Origin of the sequence: Alloscardovia sp. HMSC034E08 (assembly GCF_001813415.1) — a bacterium.
Classification (GTDB): Bacteria; Actinomycetota; Actinomycetes; order Actinomycetales; family Bifidobacteriaceae; genus Alloscardovia; species Alloscardovia omnicolens.
In genome coordinates, this window is the sequence record NZ_KV812459.1 from 1 (window position 1) to 16,680 (window position 16,680).

The 16,680-nt window shown below is 48.6% G+C and carries 22 protein-coding genes; 1 reads left to right on the plus strand and 21 read right to left on the minus strand.

Features of this window, described 5'->3' with window-relative positions; genetic code table 11:
- Positions 1–477 precede the first annotated feature (477 nt).
- Positions 478–666 carry a helix-turn-helix transcriptional regulator gene (locus HMPREF2909_RS00215; RefSeq protein ID WP_071414780.1) on the plus strand — a complete coding sequence of 63 codons (189 nt, stop codon included), beginning with the start codon at positions 478–480 and terminating at the stop codon, positions 664–666.
- Between the two features lie 57 nt (positions 667–723).
- Here the strand turns inward: HMPREF2909_RS00215 and HMPREF2909_RS00220 are convergent, their stop codons facing one another.
- The 21 genes from HMPREF2909_RS00220 to HMPREF2909_RS00315 form a co-directional block, all read right to left on the minus strand.
- A complete protein-coding gene (locus HMPREF2909_RS00220; protein ID WP_071414781.1) occupies positions 724–960 on the minus strand; it encodes a hypothetical protein in 237 nt (78 codons plus the stop codon).
- A 2-nt stretch (positions 961–962) separates the two neighbouring features.
- Positions 963–1,766 (minus strand): peptidoglycan recognition protein family protein, encoded by an 804-nt coding sequence (locus HMPREF2909_RS00225; protein WP_071414782.1) that lies wholly within the window; start codon positions 1,764–1,766, stop codon positions 963–965.
- A gap of 18 nt (positions 1,767–1,784) precedes the next feature.
- Positions 1,785–2,231: a hypothetical protein gene (locus HMPREF2909_RS00230; protein WP_071414783.1), complete on the minus strand. Its 447-nt coding sequence runs from the start codon at positions 2,229–2,231 to the stop codon at positions 1,785–1,787.
- 87 nt (positions 2,232–2,318) lie between these two features.
- Positions 2,319–3,146, minus strand: a complete 828-nt coding sequence (locus tag HMPREF2909_RS00235) for a hypothetical protein (protein ID WP_071414784.1) — start codon at positions 3,144–3,146, stop codon at positions 2,319–2,321.
- A gap of 12 nt (positions 3,147–3,158) precedes the next feature.
- Entirely contained in the window at positions 3,159–3,383 is a 225-nt protein-coding gene (locus HMPREF2909_RS00240) for a hypothetical protein (RefSeq protein WP_071414785.1), read from the minus strand.
- A 2-nt stretch (positions 3,384–3,385) separates the two neighbouring features.
- Positions 3,386–4,354, minus strand: coding sequence for a hypothetical protein (locus HMPREF2909_RS00245; protein WP_071414786.1), 969 nt, complete (start codon positions 4,352–4,354; stop codon positions 3,386–3,388).
- Positions 4,327–5,163: a hypothetical protein gene (locus HMPREF2909_RS00250; protein ID WP_071414787.1), complete on the minus strand. Its 837-nt coding sequence runs from the start codon at positions 5,161–5,163 to the stop codon at positions 4,327–4,329. Before HMPREF2909_RS00250 ends, HMPREF2909_RS00245 begins: the two co-directional genes overlap by 28 nt.
- A gap of 13 nt (positions 5,164–5,176) precedes the next feature.
- The gene (locus tag HMPREF2909_RS00255; protein WP_071414788.1) at positions 5,177–7,471 is read right to left on the minus strand and encodes a phage tail tape measure protein; all 2,295 of its coding nucleotides are present in this window, start codon (positions 7,469–7,471) and stop codon (positions 5,177–5,179) included.
- Positions 7,472–7,486: 15 nt separating this feature from the next.
- Positions 7,487–7,825, minus strand: coding sequence for a hypothetical protein (locus HMPREF2909_RS00260; RefSeq protein WP_021618648.1), 339 nt, complete (start codon positions 7,823–7,825; stop codon positions 7,487–7,489).
- Between the two features lie 68 nt (positions 7,826–7,893).
- The gene (locus tag HMPREF2909_RS00265; protein ID WP_021618649.1) at positions 7,894–8,172 is read right to left on the minus strand and encodes a hypothetical protein; all 279 of its coding nucleotides are present in this window, start codon (positions 8,170–8,172) and stop codon (positions 7,894–7,896) included.
- A 137-nt stretch (positions 8,173–8,309) separates the two neighbouring features.
- A complete protein-coding gene (locus tag HMPREF2909_RS00270; RefSeq protein WP_071414789.1) occupies positions 8,310–8,924 on the minus strand; it encodes a phage tail tube protein in 615 nt (204 codons plus the stop codon).
- 27 nt (positions 8,925–8,951) lie between these two features.
- Complete coding sequence (locus HMPREF2909_RS00275; protein WP_071414790.1) at positions 8,952–9,359, minus strand: hypothetical protein; 408 nt, start codon at positions 9,357–9,359, stop codon at positions 8,952–8,954.
- On the minus strand, positions 9,347–9,613 hold the full coding sequence (locus HMPREF2909_RS00280) for a hypothetical protein (protein WP_071414791.1): 267 nt from the start codon (positions 9,611–9,613) through the stop codon (positions 9,347–9,349). The genes HMPREF2909_RS00275 and HMPREF2909_RS00280 overlap by 13 nt, the downstream gene beginning before the upstream one ends.
- Position 9,614: 1 nt before the next feature.
- Positions 9,615–9,923: a hypothetical protein gene (locus HMPREF2909_RS00285; RefSeq protein WP_148130746.1), complete on the minus strand. Its 309-nt coding sequence runs from the start codon at positions 9,921–9,923 to the stop codon at positions 9,615–9,617.
- Between the two features lie 39 nt (positions 9,924–9,962).
- On the minus strand, positions 9,963–10,514 hold the full coding sequence (locus HMPREF2909_RS00290) for a hypothetical protein (RefSeq protein ID WP_148130747.1): 552 nt from the start codon (positions 10,512–10,514) through the stop codon (positions 9,963–9,965).
- Entirely contained in the window at positions 10,501–10,671 is a 171-nt protein-coding gene (locus HMPREF2909_RS09110; RefSeq protein WP_168165247.1) for a hypothetical protein, read from the minus strand. Before HMPREF2909_RS09110 ends, HMPREF2909_RS00290 begins: the two co-directional genes overlap by 14 nt.
- Before the next feature lie 92 nt (positions 10,672–10,763).
- Positions 10,764–11,885, minus strand: coding sequence for a phage major capsid protein (locus tag HMPREF2909_RS00295; protein WP_071414794.1), 1,122 nt, complete (start codon positions 11,883–11,885; stop codon positions 10,764–10,766).
- A 6-nt stretch (positions 11,886–11,891) separates the two neighbouring features.
- Positions 11,892–12,608 (minus strand): HK97 family phage prohead protease, encoded by a 717-nt coding sequence (locus HMPREF2909_RS00300; protein ID WP_071414795.1) that lies wholly within the window; start codon positions 12,606–12,608, stop codon positions 11,892–11,894.
- Positions 12,609–12,610: 2 nt separating this feature from the next.
- Entirely contained in the window at positions 12,611–14,623 is a 2,013-nt protein-coding gene (locus HMPREF2909_RS00305) for a phage portal protein (protein WP_071414796.1), read from the minus strand.
- A 29-nt stretch (positions 14,624–14,652) separates the two neighbouring features.
- Positions 14,653–16,224: a terminase large subunit gene (locus tag HMPREF2909_RS00310; protein ID WP_071414797.1), complete on the minus strand. Its 1,572-nt coding sequence runs from the start codon at positions 16,222–16,224 to the stop codon at positions 14,653–14,655.
- Entirely contained in the window at positions 16,217–16,525 is a 309-nt protein-coding gene (locus tag HMPREF2909_RS00315; RefSeq protein WP_021618660.1) for a hypothetical protein, read from the minus strand. The genes HMPREF2909_RS00310 and HMPREF2909_RS00315 overlap by 8 nt, the downstream gene beginning before the upstream one ends.
- Between the last annotated feature and the right edge of the window lie 155 nt (positions 16,526–16,680).

Below are 16,680 nucleotides of genomic sequence, written 5' to 3' on the forward strand. Positions count from 1 at the left end.
GCGGAGACGAGGAGATTCGACAAATACTATTCCAAACGCCTTTGTTTTCAACGGTATTCTGTGTTTTTTTACTTTGTTCCCCTATCTTCGGCGTGTCTTACTTGTATTTATATAGTTGCTGTGTTATTATATAAATATTAGGAAAAAGAAAGGAGGAAAGATGAAAGACATCTTGGAAATCATCAAACTGATTCTTGAAATTTCAGCCGCAATCATCGCACTGATTGCAAGCATCAAGAAGAAGTAAGATGAAGAGCTTTCCGAATAGACCAAGTATCCGGAAAGCTCCACTCCAAGACTATCATCACAACCAACATGAACAAAAAAACACTGCAACTGATCGCAAGTATCCTATGCAACCTCGCAGGGATAGCTACACTCTGCATCACGCCGCACTGGTGGCAGTACATCATAGGAGTTACCTTCATCATAGCGGGCAACATATTCACATTCACGTACGCTAAGGAACGGTAAACAATGGCAGAACGATATATGAGTTTTACCGAGGTGGCTGAGTTTCTTGGCATACAGAAAGGCGCATTAGCAAACTACAATATGCCAGAACCCGACGCGTATATTGGGCGTACACGGGGGTGGAATAAATCCACGATCGAACAATGGAATGCTAATCGCCCAGGACACGGCGGCAGACCTCGAAAACAGTAGAAAATGCAAAAAAGTCCTCCCACAACCGCAAAAGATTGTGGAAGGACTCTATCAACGTTACATGTTTGAGCGTAGCGGACTATAAGCTACGCCGAAACCGCCGGTGATAATGCCGGCGGCGGTTGCGATGAAACCGCCGATATCAGCGTAGCCGAACGTCATAAAACCAAGGCCAATCACTGAAGCGACAAGACCTGCTACGTAGATGATTGTGCGCACTCGCGCACTGAAAACTGGCACGTAGCTTTTCAAATCTTCACTAGCATGATTATCCTGCATGACATGTTCTCCCATTTTTATTCTCCATCTTTAGTAGTTTTTGTTGCTTCGGTTACGCGCTTAGTAGCCTGTTCTACGCTTTCCGTTACGGTCTTACCGACCGCGTTCATGAACGTGTTATAACGCTGCCACGCTTGTGAAACGAGCAGATTATACATATCCCAGTTCACTTTGCCTGTAGAGCCTAAACCGTTCGCGTAGGATAATGCTTCGATATCTTGTAATGCTTGAGCTCCTGAAAGCTCAGTAATCAGCGCATACGCTGTAGTCCCCCACGGGGTTGTTGTTTCAATAAGATACATGCTTCTACCTTCCTTAACTTGTACTGTTTGACTTGTTGATGTTAACGACATACTGCCGTTAACGACATCATTTTTGAATTGATCCCACGAATACCCCCACTTCGTGAAATACGGAATCGGATCATGATGGTCCGTTCCGCCCCACCAGTTTCGTGCGATATCATGATTGATAAGACGGTCAACGCCCCAACCATGCGCAGCAAGACGTTCACGCACGACCTGGATAGCTACCTCGATACCTTTACGGAAATCTTCCTCATTAGTAGCCTCACAAATTTCAAGACCTTCAACATACGGATTACCGTCGCCAACTTGGAAACATAAACGGTTGTAAGGCACTGTGTGAAACGCTTCCGTCCAGTCGGACACGAGGTGAACAGCATACAAATAATTACGCGACCACAAACATACGTGATCTGCAGCGGTCGCGCCCACGTTTGCAGTGGAATGCACGCAGAAATACGAGGCGTTAAGACTACCGTGACCATTATTCACAATCTTTTCTTGTATTACACTCACAATTTTTTCTCCTTCCTTTTATTCTTGAATATCGAATTTGTCTATGTTTAAACCGAGCTCACTTGCCGTTCGCTCTACGCCGCTCCTGATTTCATCAGGCAAGCGGGGTTTCGGATGCTCGTCTAACCAATCCTTATCAAGCATTTTGCACATAGCATTCAGCCAATGCCCGAGCGCTCGCACATACGCGATAGAAGAAGACAGTTGCTGCTCAGCGTCATAGAGATTTGCTTCTGCTTGACAGCGTTGCCTCATCTCATCAGACACAGCATGAGATAAGCTATTTAGTCTTTTGTCTGTATCTTCTAACTGCTGTCGGAGCAGTGACTCAGTTTCAGCACGCGTCTTATCCGCATTCTGCTCATTACTCTTCGCTTGCGTTCTACTCGTGATGAATGCGACAGCGAAACTAATAAGGCCTGTGATGAGCGCGACAAGCACGTTATCCACGTCGAAGGGACTCATAGGAATCACAATTCTTTTTTCTCCTTAAAAATAAAAAAGACCACACAACATGTGGTCTCCTAAAAAATTTTTCACCTAAAGCACCCGTCAAGCAGTAAACCAAACGCCCAACACTTGTAGATAACGCGACTGTGTAAAGTTACCATTAACCTCGATACCACCGCGACTATTCACAAACAGACTCGCGACCGTACTCGAATTATCGATACACGTGATAACACCTTGGACAGCAGGACGATAACCGTCAGGGATAGTTTCCGACGCGTTAAAATGCGCGTTCGCGCCACTACCACTCGTGAGAACCTGCTCAGACACAACAACCAAATTACCCGTTTTACGCAAAGTTACTGGTCTATCCATGTACGGTAGCCGCGCAGTAGTGCTTGTAGCATGTGTAAGCCGATAATCAAGATTACGGAGAGTTTCATTCGTCTGCGAGAAAGGCTGCAAATATTCAGTATTCTCAAACGCTTGCACTGTTGGGGTCAAGCCATTCCAATGCACAACAGCAATAATCATATACGTTTCAGACGGCGTATTCAGTAGACTTGTCGTAATAGGAGGTACACCAATACCCTGATTGATGACACCCTTAATAACCGCCGCGGAGACAGTTTCTACACCAGTACCCGTATTCCGGGAATAATGCAGGCAGATAAGATCATCACGTGTAGAACCAGAGCTCACACCATTGCCGATATTGACGCTCTCCTGGACACTAATCTGCACGTAGCGACCGTTCCATAACCATTCGCCGACAGGCAGGGTTACTGTGGATGCGGAAGCTAGTGTTGGTGTCCAGTTTTTCGTCAGCAGGTATTGTCCGTCGCCCATAATGCGTGCGTTCAAATGTGCAGCATCGTCAGCTGTTACGTGAGCCATGTTTTTGCGGCTCGTGATCATGTGGATAGTCATTGTAAGCTCCTTTTATTTCTTGTCCATGAAATTACCGAAAAATGTGTCAACCTTAGCCATGAGTTTCAGCCAGTCTTCCGAACAGTACCGGCATAGGACAACGTTCACGTCTGACTGGTTAGCGCGAATAAACTTCTTTTCCGACCACTTCTCTTCTGCAGCCTGCTTCGGGCCGATAATCTGTTTAATACCGCACCGGTCGCACTCGTACTGTGTTAAGCCTGTTTGGATACCCATTTTTAACCTACCTCCATAGAAAGGGTTTTCACACCCCTACTGATTTTGATGATGAGCTTGTTAATACTTGCCGACACCGTCATGCCGGTTGGCATGTCAGTAATCGAAAAACTTGAATCGAGAGGATACTCTCCGTCAGGTTCTTTCACCTGCAAAATCTGCCGATTCTTCAACTCGTCGGCGAGCTTATCCGCAGCATACTGAGCGATTTTGTCTTGTTCTGTACTGCTTGCCTCGAAAGTCATCATGTAAGATTCAACAAAATTAGAAGGCTTCGAGGTAGTAACCTGTTTACCATCCCAATATGCGTGCCCGACAGCACGGTTACGCAGCTCACCAGCACCCAAAGCGATAGCATGAGTAATAAACTTACTGTATTTCGTCGCATCATAACTAATATTCGCGCTATTGATTGTCATATCATCCGACGGGATGAAACTCAACAGGATGCGAGCATTATCGTCAAATGTTAAGCGGATAATCATATGATTCTGCTTAGCAAGTTTGCGCAACCCCTGCCAGAGAGTGCAGTATCGCTCGAACTGATAATCGATATTCACCGATGGAATACTGTCGAGCAGAACACGACCGGTTAAACCAGTGTCAGCAAGCACTTTAGTTAAACAGTTGGAGAGTGTGCCTTTGACCGTGTAATAGTCCTGCCCGGCGTATGGTTGCACGATACGCTTATCAAGCACACCTTGCATGCTCGTGCCGTGGAATGTAATCGTATAATAACCATTCTTATACACGCTTTCCACTCCATCCACGAAACCCGCAACATCAGTGGAATCTTCCAAGCGAAAAGCGGACATTGTCACATCAACAATGTCCGCCTGCTCAATAATCAGTTCGAAACTATTCTCCGTATCACCATACGCGTAGTCGAGTTGAAAATTATCCGTCTGTGCATACGGTTCAAAACTATCCCCCTTGTAGAGTGTTACGCGTTGAACTGTGTTTCTTGCCATAATGGACCCCCTGAAATCTCATGGACAGTAACATCAAACTCAAAACCACGTGACCAAGAAACAGTGTTCGCGCCAGTCGTAAGCTCACCGAATATATCCATGCCTGGCTTACGAGAAGCTTTACTAAACACGTTTGACTCTTGCCCAGTCGCATCAAACAAGCGTACAGTCCTATCCAAACCGTTTACTTTCAAGACTCCACCTGTAGGCACGTTCACATTCACACTGTAAACATTTCCGCCAATAGTAATACTCGGCGCTGTTGCCTGCCCGTAGACAGTGAGACTAATTGGCGCCTTGCTTAACGTTTCCACGTTTAGCGATGTTGCATAGTCGAACTGTTTGCCGAAATTGTACGAGTAATCGTGTGGATAGTTCAACCATTCATCATCGTCCACGCTCGTGTAAGAAGTTTTGAAACTTGTTACAGTGTCACGATGCCACTTACCATCAAGCAGAACAACAGTAATCTTCACAAGAAGTAAACCACGGCGAATAGTGTCAGCCTGCGTTTTTACCAAATATGCCGACTGTTGCCAATCATCAACATACAATACGCCTGGAGTACTGTTCTCCACATCCACCGTATACGCCTGTTGAAGCTCATTCAACAGATCATAATCAGTTGTCGTCACTGTGAATGATGCTTCGCGAGCCACGCGAGTTACGCCAGTAATGTTATGTGTTGACAGTGAGTAATTCCATACGCTGTCGCGAATATCATTACCAACACCGCTTGATAGTTGAGGACTATCCAGCGAGTATTTTTTCTGCAGTGTTCCACTAAAATACGTGAACCGGTTAAACATAACAAAAACCACCTTAGAGAATGTTATTGGCGAGCATGAGACGGTGCAGGTCACGTTTTGTCAAGTTCGTTTCTTGTCCGCGCACAATGACCGGCAGATAGTAGGCGAGCATGTCCACAAGCTGGCCAGTCGCCTCATCACTGTTGCTCGTTAAGCCTGCAGCGTTCGACAATGCTGTCGCCCACGGTTTAATGTTCGAGTTAGTGTATGGGACGATAGCTTCCGCACCAGCCTCACCCAACACAGCAGCACGAGTAGCAATACCACCCTTCGCATACCATTCCACGCCAATAGACGGCAAACTGAAATGCGCGGGGTCAAGATTGAAACTACCGCTCGCCTTAAAATGAGGAAGCTTAATAGACGGCAGCTGCAAATGCAGGTTACGGAAGAAACCAGCAATAGCATTCAAAGCGCCACTAATCGTACTCTTCGCACCATTCATCGTGCCACTAATCGTATTCGCAATAGCACTAAAAACGCCACTAACAATACCCGTCAAACCGTTGAAAATGCTCGTAAAAACGTTACTAATAGTAGACAAGACGCCTTGCACGACGGCAAACACAGCATTCAAAGCACCATTCGCAATACCTGCAAGACCGCCAAGAATACGCTGCATACCGTCAGCAGCCATCCGCCAGTTACCAGTAAAAATACCAACAAACGTGCCAACAATAGCTTCGATAACACCGACAACTGTTTGAATAACGCCAGACACAATCTGCATCGCCGAAGATACAAGATTAGCCACCATCGTAAACGCTGTACCAAACTCAGCAATAAGGAAACCAACTACAGCGCCCAATGCCGGTATCAGTACAGTGATAAGAGTTCCCACGATCGCACCAACAAGCACAATAACAGGCTGCAACGCCGGTAGGAACGTGCTCGTAAACACGCTTGCCACACGACTTATCGCCGCTTGAACACTATCGAAAGCTGGCGCAACTTGTGCGGCAATAATACTGTAAGCAGTATTAAACAAGTCTTGTAGAGTCTGCCATATCGGCATAAAAACACTAGACAGTATGCCAGAAACACCCTGCACACTAGCCGTCAATGGTGCGAAAACATTACCAACAAGACCACCAAACTGTTGAAAACCACTAATAAGCGAAGTGACAACAGTAAACAGTATTTCCATGGCCGCAGTAGCAGTACTAAATACTGCAGTGCCTAAAGGTTCGAAAGCACTCTTGATACGATTCTGCAGTAGCTCCCATGTTTCAGGCCAATCCTTGGTAGCCTCCTCAGTCCCCTCAATATCACCCTTAGCGCCCAGAGCATTCTTACCCAGCTCTTCCATGTTCACGGCGCCACTCTTCAACGCTGCAACAAACTGCGGAGCGTTACGCGCACCAAAAATATCCTTAGCCGCGTCAATAGCAGCCGCGTCGTTACCGGCTTTAACAAAATCTTCAATCGACTTCACACTGTCGTTGAAGGTCTTTTTAACATCGCCACCATTTTCCGCGACGGCCGTTAAAGCTTTCTTCATGCTGCCCATGACAGCGTTCGCGTCAATACCAGCCTTGTCTAACTGGCCGGCAAGGTCAGCCGTATCCTTGAAGCTGAAACCGAGGGACTGCATGGCTGGGCCAGCATTTTTAACGATGCCGGTTAACTGGTCGAATCCAATACCGGTCGCCTGGCTGACACCAAACAGGTAGTCCATGTTTTTGCCAACATCCTGGCCAGTAATGCCGAAAGCGTTCATGGCTCCGGTCAACTGGTTGATATTGATGTCCTTGCCGAGGATTTCGCCTAATGCTGCGGTTTTCTTCGACACGTCAGTCAACGTGCTACTGGTTAATCCCATGCGGGTGTTGAAATCAGCGACGATACCGCCAGCCTTTTCAAAACTGACCGGCACGCTATTGCCGACTTCGGTAGCGGAAGCTGTCAAACTGTCTAATGCTTTGCCTGATGCGCCTGTGCCGACAACAATGCTATCGGTCATTCCGTCGAACTCTGAGCCGATGTCTTCCAAACCGCCAAGCACAGCACCTGCAAGAGCAACACCCGCAGCGGTCAACGCGGCAACACCAGCACCACTAAGTACTGCTTCAGCACCTGAATACAGGCTCGTACCAACCTCGCCGCCAACGCCAGCAATACTACCGCCCAAGCCTTTAAGCTGGTCAAGCAGGCTAGAGCCAAGAGTTTCACCACCACTCTTACCGGAACTCGTGGCAGCAGTTTCCATGGCTGAGCTCAGCTCTTTAGTAAGGTTGCCCTCAATACCATTCGCGGACGGCATCACCTGTACGAACGCGTTAGCAACAGTTACGCCACTTTCAGCCATGAAAAACGCCTTTCACTAGTCAGTCGAGTAGTACCAAGCCATGAAATCTTTACGAGGTATCGCCCCCTTGCCGAAATGCTTCTCGCCCTTATCTGGTTTCGCCCATGGGCTCGGGAACGGTTTCGGCTTACGCACATTCGAACCTTTTTTGCTATGCGCGGACGCGTACAAGTATTCGACGGCGCGAATCTCATCAATCAGAGCGACAATGAGTCTGTTCGTGATAAGAGTGGAATCCCAGCCGGCAAAAGTCTTATGCTGCGCCTGCCAGGTATGGCTTGATGTGTCTAAATGTTTGTAGAAAACAATCAGACCGTCCCACCCGATGGTGGTGACGGCCTGACTTAAACTCATATGGAAACGGTCTATAATATCCGCTTCAAACGCCCTACTCGTGTCCTCGTTAACGTTGAGTAGGGCTATTATTCCCCCGCTAATGGGGAAGCTTCACGCCATGCAGTAATAAGCTGCGTAAACATGCCCGCTGTCAACTCTTTCGTCGAGCCTGGAGCATACTTTTCAAACACGTCTATAAGCAGCTTGATAAGCTCTTCAGTCTCATTCTTACGTGTCAATGCGGCAATTTTTACTTGCGCTGTTAATGGTAGATCTGCGAGCAGTGGAAGATGATACATTTTCCCCTGCTTACCAATCTTGAAATCGAAAGTCTTCTTAGCATCGTTTTCGAGTACGAAAGCCATAATATTTTTTCTCCTTTAATTGAAAACTGCTGCCAGTTTTCACGGTGAGCCATGAAGATAAGGAGGTTGGAAAACTTCATGAATACACTCAACATGGAAACCGGTAGCAAGAACAGAATCCCCTTTACCCCTGTCGTTTATGCGACAGCTTCGACCTTGCCGTCGTCATAGAACAAGTAAAGGAAGTTACCCGCCGTGTCAACATTCAGGCTCAACGTCAAAGCGTAAGAATTAGCCGCGGTAGGAACAAACTGCAAATCGTCAAGCTCAGACACCTGCGCATTCGGAGCGAAAGCACGAATACGACGATTACCGTCCTTCATGTTAAACACCCAAGCGCGAGGCTTCCCAACCTTACCGTTAAAAGCAATCTCCAACTGGCGACCATGATCACTATTAGCATCAACAGTCTTCACATTCTCATCGCCAACGATGAGCTTAGCGAGAGTCTCATCAACCTGAATGCTAGGAATACTAATGGTAGGCTCAGCATCACCATTAGTAACGCGCACAGCACTACCACCCCATTCCTTAATCTTGTCGCCAGCACTCATCACGCCACTAATCGTGAGACCATCATCGCCAATATAGCCGAGAGAGGTACCCCACTCGTTAGAAGGCATGACCATGCGAGCATCCGTAGGCTTCGCTACACCAACTTTCGCAATCTGCACTGCGCCAGTGGTAGCAGACTGGTCAGGAGACGGCAAATAAACCTTATTAGCATCAATACCCTGCGTTACTTCTGCCATAATTTAACCTTTCACTTTTAATGTTTTCTAAAAATCAATTGATTCCCCACGCAACTGGACACTGTAAGTGAGTGTTACGCGTGGAACGTGTGGACGTTGAGGGTCAGGATTCGGATACATGTTCATCACATCAGGCGCATGCCACGCATACTCACCACTCTGCAAGCTCAAACTTGCAAGATAGCCAGCAATAGTGCGCGCAACGTCCGTAACCTGCGAATAGTCATCATCCTTACCCGCCCAAATATCAATACTGAAATCATGCTGCCAGCTCACAGATGTCACCGGAGTACACCCTGTCTGAAATACCCACACGTATGGTTTTTTACCGGTGATATTGGTGGACTGGTTCGCGCTCGCATCCACGTGAGCAAGACGGGTGATTTCTTGAGCGAGCAACCATTCAGCATCCTGCGGTCTGGTTAGGCTCTGCATGATTGCACCGCCAGTGTAAGAGTCTTATTCACAGCTTCAGCTTCACGTGCTTCAGGTGTTGCAGTACGCACTGATACAGCGGTACGACCACCACCATATCCTGCCTGCCACTGGCGAGATACACGAAAACCTTTACCAGCTTTGCTAGCGATACGCTGTGCATTAGAAGCGCACACAGCAGATAAGCCGCCATCATTCAACAGTTGTTGGACTCCAGCAGAATTGAGTTCGATACGAAAACCTTTTCGAGACATATTATGCCTCCCATTCCGTTAAATTCACCGTCATATGCGACGCACGCCCAAACGGGCTGCGCCACCCAACAGGAATAGTCTCCACACGAAAATCAGCACCCTCAAAAGTCACCTTGTCACCACGCTGAATATCCGCACCAGACGGCACGTAAGCAACACACGTCACTCTTGTAGGTTGAGCAGGTTGAGAATAATCAGTACTCTCCGCTTGAGGCTGCACGCTACAGCCACTGATTATGTGAGTGACTGGATGTTCCCAATCTTTCACGTTCACACCACGTGACTGTTTCACACCAGGGCGAGACACCATGAGAGTGTCATTACACCATGTAGGCAAACCCATACGAAATCACACTCCTACAAGCTTGTACGGTGCGAGCATAGCCTTATCAGAGGCAAGTAAACGGACGCCGCCAGATACGCCATTATCGGTCTGATTGTAGGTTGCGCCAACCTGACCTGCGTGCTCTTCACGAAGACCTGCAGTAGCAACAAGATGATTCGCCGCAATCTGATACGCAGCCTGTTTCAACGCGTCAACCATGTCAAAACCAGCCACATACGTCACCTCAAGCAACGCTTGACGGCGCATATCAATCACACCATACGAGTTCGCATAGCGTGGTTCCACTGTTGGCACAGTCTCAGTAAGCTCAGTGACGCCCATGCTTGGAAGTATCACGTGAGCCGAATCAGGCACAATAGCCTTGCAAGTGAGTTTTGGCGCTACATGCCAGCCACAATAGTCACGAATAGCTTGCGAGACACCGTTCAATGTTGCTTGCTTCGCCTCACGACTGGAACTCATGGAAGAGCCACCCATACTGTCAAATTCGTCAACTGTAAGCAACAGTGGAAGCTTGTCAACGTCGATACTGTAGCCCCAGTTAGTCGCCAGCACGAGCATCACCCGTCTTATTTTTCACGGTTCGACGCTTATTCACAGCAGGCTGACGTTTCACACCAAGCTCAGGCTTGTCAATAAGAGTTGCTTTGTCGGGCTGGTCACCATCATGCCATTGGAATGTTAAACCATTCAACTCGTAAACTTTAAGCATCAAAAAAACCTTTCACGCATAAGAAAAGGACAGTAAAAACCACCCCACCATATGAGCAGTTTTACTGTCCTTTAAAAAATCACGTTACAGGGTTATGCTGCAGCGCCTGCGAGAGTGACCTTAGCGAATGCTGCAGGAACACGAGTAGCGAGCAGGAGACGCTCCTCCACACGAACCGTCACACGATTAGTAATGAAATCGTCTTCGTTAGCGTTGGAAACTTCAACGCGAAGACCAGAACCAGCCTTAGTAACGACACTACCTGCAATCTTGAACGCGCCAACGATCGCAGTACCCTTATCAACAGCAGTAGTAACAACAGTTGGAAGACCCCAAATGCCAGGCTGCTGAACAAGAGAACCGTTACCATATTCACCGTAGAAGAAGCCGCCACCCATATACTGACCATTAGTATCCTTTGCCAAGCGCAAAGTCTGATAATCAGCAGGATTAATAACGATAGCGTCAGCAGTGTAACCAGTTGCAGTCTGAATGTTCGTCATCGCAGTGTAGAGAGTGTCCTGAGCATTATCCTTAAACGCGACAGTCTGAATACCAGAAGTGCCAAGCAGAGTAGAAACAAGCTCGTTTTCAACAGCAAGATTATGCTCATAAATACCACGATTGTTAATCGCAGACTCCATGAATGCTGCATCTTCGAGAAGCTCATCAGATTCCTTGAAGAAGCTTGCAATCTTTTCCAAAGCAACAGTCTTAGAATCGTAGCCAACGTGAATTTGTGGCTTCTTCGCACCCTCGGCAGTCTTTGCAGGCTTACCCTCAGTAGGCTGGAGTACGAAGTAGGTCAAAGAGTTGCCAGAGATGGCCTCAGAGCCGAACAAGTCACGAACATAGAGAGGGCGTGGCTGAACGTCAACAACCTTCGTATCGGTAACGTTGATGGTTGGAGTGGTGTGCAGGTCAGTGTTCGCCTTGAAACCGAATCCAGTACCTACAGCGCCACGTGCAGACTTAAGCGAGCGAGTGTCAAGCTCCTTAACAGCGAAAGCACCAAGAGAAGCTGGAGTCTCCTTCTTCTCTACCTGCGTTTCCTTTGCAGGCTTGAGACCGTCCAGGATAGCACCCTTCTGCTCAGCAAGCTTAATCTGCTCACTAATCTTGTCGTACTCTTCCTGGGCTGCCTTCAACTCTTCAACAGAATCAGCCTGAGCGATACGAGACTTAGCAGCCTCCAACATTTCCTTCAAATTCATTATCTTTTACCTTTCTAAAGTAGATAGAATTGCTTGTTTCTTCATTTCGAGGAACGCTGCCTTACCCTCATCACCAGAATCCGAACCATCATCGCTCTCTGGCGCTGTTGGCTTACCCTGGGACGGTTCGTCCGCATGTCCATCATCAGTGTTGTCCCCATTGAGCTTGTCAATAGAGTCAAGAATGTTCTGAGCGAACTCTCGAATCTGGTCGAGAATATCCGCATCCGCTTTACTATTCCTACGCCCAGCTTTCACATCAGTCACAACAGCATGCTGATTAGCAGGAATAGGAACAGCACTAATCTCAAAGAGGTCAAGGTCACGAAGCTCATTCGCTTTCACACCCTCATCAAGCTCAACCTCACCCGCATCACGCACAGCATACGCAAACGAAAACTGGTTGATACGACCTTCTTTGAAAAGCTTATAAGTGTATGCTGCATTCGGATTATCAAGGTCAAGCTTCGCAGTGAACTTCAACCCCTTATCATCTTCTACAGCCGTAGCTGCGCCAAGGTTCATTTCAGGCGTATCAGTACGATGCCCAAAAAGGAACGGGATAGGATTATCGCCACGCTCTTTCAACGTGCGAGTAAAAGCACCTTTAGCAACAATGTCACCATACGAATCAGGCTCTTTATCCCACGTGGACGCATACCCCTCGATAATGCCTTCACCAGCATCCTCAGCCTTAACATGAAAACTCTTGTAGAGTGTCATTTTTATTCCTTCCAAATTTCAATTTCGACAGAACACATGCAATTACAGGATTCATCAGGAGTCATGCCATGATCATGCGGATATTGCGAACCATTGGAAAATTCAGCATCCATTTCGACTCGCTCCCCATCCATAGCCAAATGCTCACTGCGCGGGTTCGAACTTCCCCCATGAACCCACGTCTTATAACGCTTAAAAATGCTAGACGGCGCTTGCTGCCTAACCGCCTCCATACTCCCGAACACTGCACAAGCAGTAGAGAATGCGAGACCAGCCGACAGCGAGCGCGATGATTCAGCTTTTTCGAAGACTCCGTCAGGCGAGTTCGCCAGGATACTGTCATCCGTATCCTCGTTATCGTCTGAGTTTTGCCGTTCGAGAGCTTCCTGTAACTGGCGTAAAGTCACATTGTTTAACGCTGTAGCTTTGCCTTCTGCCATAGTGCGAATGTACGCTTGCGTGCGTTCCACGTCGTAAGAGTTCGGTTTCAAACGTACGTCTTTCAACGTTTCTTTCGCATGCTTCTCACTCAGTTGGAGGAATAATGGGGTGAGGTCGTCAGCGAGCTCTTTGCTCCACCGTTTCCCATCCCACCAGTCTGGATAATCATTACCATCGTCAGCTTTTACACGGAGTGTACCGTTTTTCGCTTGCTTAGTGATCTCAGCGAGCACGCTACGTTTCTGCCGTGTGAAAAACTTCGCTAACTGTTTCGCAACAAGCTCACTATCCGCATCGTTCGGCGTTTGATGAGACTTGAAATGCGGTTCGCCCGATTTCACGGCCGAAACACCACTATTAAGCGTGTTGCTTGGCTCACCCTCGTCACCGTAAGCGAGGTTTAGTGGTTGGACGAGCTTAGAAGCGCTACCGCCTAATGCTGGACGGTTCATGATCGCGCGCGCCTCATCAACAAGCATCCACGGAGCACCCACAGCACTCGTCAACATTTGTGCCTGTTCTTCGAAGCTCGCGCTCACTTTCGCAGACAGGTCAAACTCAACATAAGTGTCCGCGTCCACGCCAAGCATAGGCAGCAGAACCTTGTTGATACGTTCGACAATCAAATCCATGAGCGGAGTAAGAGTCTCCGAATACAATGCGCGAGCATTATCCTTTGCCGACGCATACGTTTGCGTACTCGTGTGATAGATAAGCGACGGATTCAAATGATATGCTGCGCACACATCTTCACGAGTTAGCTGCGTGACTTCTGCGAACTGTGCTTCACGAGCGTTAAACGTACTATCATGCAATGCCATGCCATCTTCAAGAATTGGCGTACCACCGCTATCAGTGCCCTCGCTTCCCGCAAAACGAGCTTTCCAGGAAGCAGCGAAACGTTGACGCTGCTGATCATCCCACATAGTACCAGCGGGGCGACTAATCCACCGGTTCACCCAGCCACCATTGCGCCAATTCTTATTACGGAAATCAAGCGCACTGACTCGTTCAGCAAGAATACTTTTCAACGAGTCAATAGGGCTGACAGCTTCCACGCCACCAGTCGGATTATACGCAGCAAAACGCACCGTATCCGACGCAGGAATAGTCACAGGCGCACGACCAGACACAGGATTTTGCACCACGTAAGCTGACGGGGTGAAACCATCCAACGTGTATACGTCTCGCACCCACGCGTAAGGAATATATGTGATAGTCCAACCCGTGTCACGCTGCACGTTCGGCGCCACATGCCACAAGCACGCACCATACAAACACAAGTCACCCACAAGGCGACTTATTGACTCGAACGTTGTCACTCCATCCGACGGAGACGCCAACAGGCGGGCAGCAACACTAGTGCGGTCACGCTGACGGTCATTCTCATCAACACGCTTATACACTTTCAATGGGGTGGAAGCGACAGCATCCTGAATAAAACTGACTACCGCACGCACCTCAGGCTGTTCACGATACAAGTCAGCCGGACTCTTCCCCAATACGGCAGTAGCAGCAACACCACCCCTCTGCACGTACACGGGGCGCCCAAAAAGACGGTCGAGAAAACTCATACTGTCAACTCCCTCAAAAGCGAAAAATTTTAAATAAACATCACATCATGCGACGCGTAAGCCGAGACCTTCACAGGCTCCTCAGGCTCCTCCACCTGCGTGGCCGCGCCAAAAGCCATCGTCAACGCTACAAGCGGGCTAATCTCCTCCGTACTTTTCACCCTGTCCCACGCCCACGCACCATCACCCATAGGACGAGTAACAGCAGTATTCGCAGCAATATCAAGGCGAGGCTGAGAAATATGAAAAAGCTTCACACTATCAGACGGTTCCGCAGCGTTCGGATTGGACGCGTCAACCGCATCCCACAGCCTGCCACACCAGCCAGCAACATCACGCCCCTGGCACGGAATAATCTCCACACCATCAACAGCAGCAATACCATCAAGAACACTCGAAACTGGAGCACCCTTAGCCTGTAAAGCCACACGAAGAGGCACGTCAGCCGGCTGCTTCGACGCAAGAACACTAATAGCGTCAGGAAGCCAACCCAAACCGTTGCGGTAAGCGATAACTTCTCCATGCCAATTACCGTCAGCGCGCTGCCCGCATACAGCAATCGAAGCATGCTGACGGTCAGCGCTCACGTCCACGCCAAAAGTCAAAACCGAGTCAGGAGCAATCTTGCTATCCGCGCGAATACCAGCCTCCCAAGCACCCTCAGCGAAAGGCGGCTGAATCGCAGCCGTCACCCACTGGCACAAGCACTCAGTTTTAAACACATCCTCAGGGTCAGTCGCACACGCAGAGGCAAGAGCACGCTCAGTAACAAACCCATAGCCAAGCGACGGGTTCGCTTGCGCCCACGCCTCATGATCATGAATATCCGCATTGACCGGCGCACTCCACTCGAAAATGCCGAGACTATCATCATCAACATCATCATCAGGGTTACCCAACATGCCAGCCTCTTTAGCGACCCCATCAGGGTCACCAAGCTGCGCATGAGCTTTTGCACGAAGCGAGCGAAGCACCACACTAGACGCGTCACCCGCATTCGACATGCACCAGATAAGCGCGTTAGGCCGAGCCATCGTCGTCTTACTAACAGCACTCCACGCTTCCCACGTCTGATGCTCACGCAGCTCATCAAGCAACACAAGATCACCAGACTTACCACGAGCACCTTTACGATTCGATGTCGTCACTTTATAGCGGCGACGGTCAGTCAATGTGAGAGTCTTATTGCCTGCACTACGGTAAACACGTTCAACCTCTTCCGACAGTTCAGGGACATCCTCAGCGAGCGCGACAACCCCCTCCCACACTTCTTCAGCGGCTTCCAAGTTCGTGGACGTGCCTATTACAAGGTTTACGCCCAACATCCACAGGAAGAATGAGGCGATAACTTTCGACAAGTGCGTTTTGCCCTGTTGACGTGCCACAAGCACGAGGACTGTGCGGTAGCGGAACCGCCACGAGCCTTGCAAGTCACCCTCAATTTCAAGAGCGTGAATAGCAAGCCACTCCTGCCAGGGCAATAAAGGTTCTTTCAGCACGGTTTTAGCGAACTCTGTGACTGCGAAGCCAAGCGAAGTCTCGGGAGTGAGGTCTCGTTTAGCTGGAGTATAAATGCGCGGGGTTGTCGAACCTTTAAGCATGCGAATGCACCTTCAACTTCGCGCGCATCTCATCCAAAGATGATACCTTCACCGCCGGCTTCTTATCCACCACTTCAGGTGCAGGAACAAGATTCAACGTAGTAAGGAACTTCAGCATCGTGGGAAGAGTCACATTGTCATTCGGGCGACCTTCATCGGCCGTCCGAGCAAGCAGTCGGAGTGCTCTAATTGCTGCAGCATGCTTCTTCCGGTCAAGTTTGCCCGTTTTTACTGCCTCGGTTACGCTCATGTTGACCGCTTCGAGCATACTTTCAGGCTCTTTCACACTTCGTACAGCCATATTTCACGCTCCTTTAACAGTAAAACCGCCAAAACAATCGTTTTGACGGTTCAAAATTTAAAATATTGTGGTTCTACAGTGAGGTACCCCCTCAAATTCGTGTCGAATGAGAAAACACTGCCAGTGGGAATGCGTAGCAAGTCTGACGCCTTTTT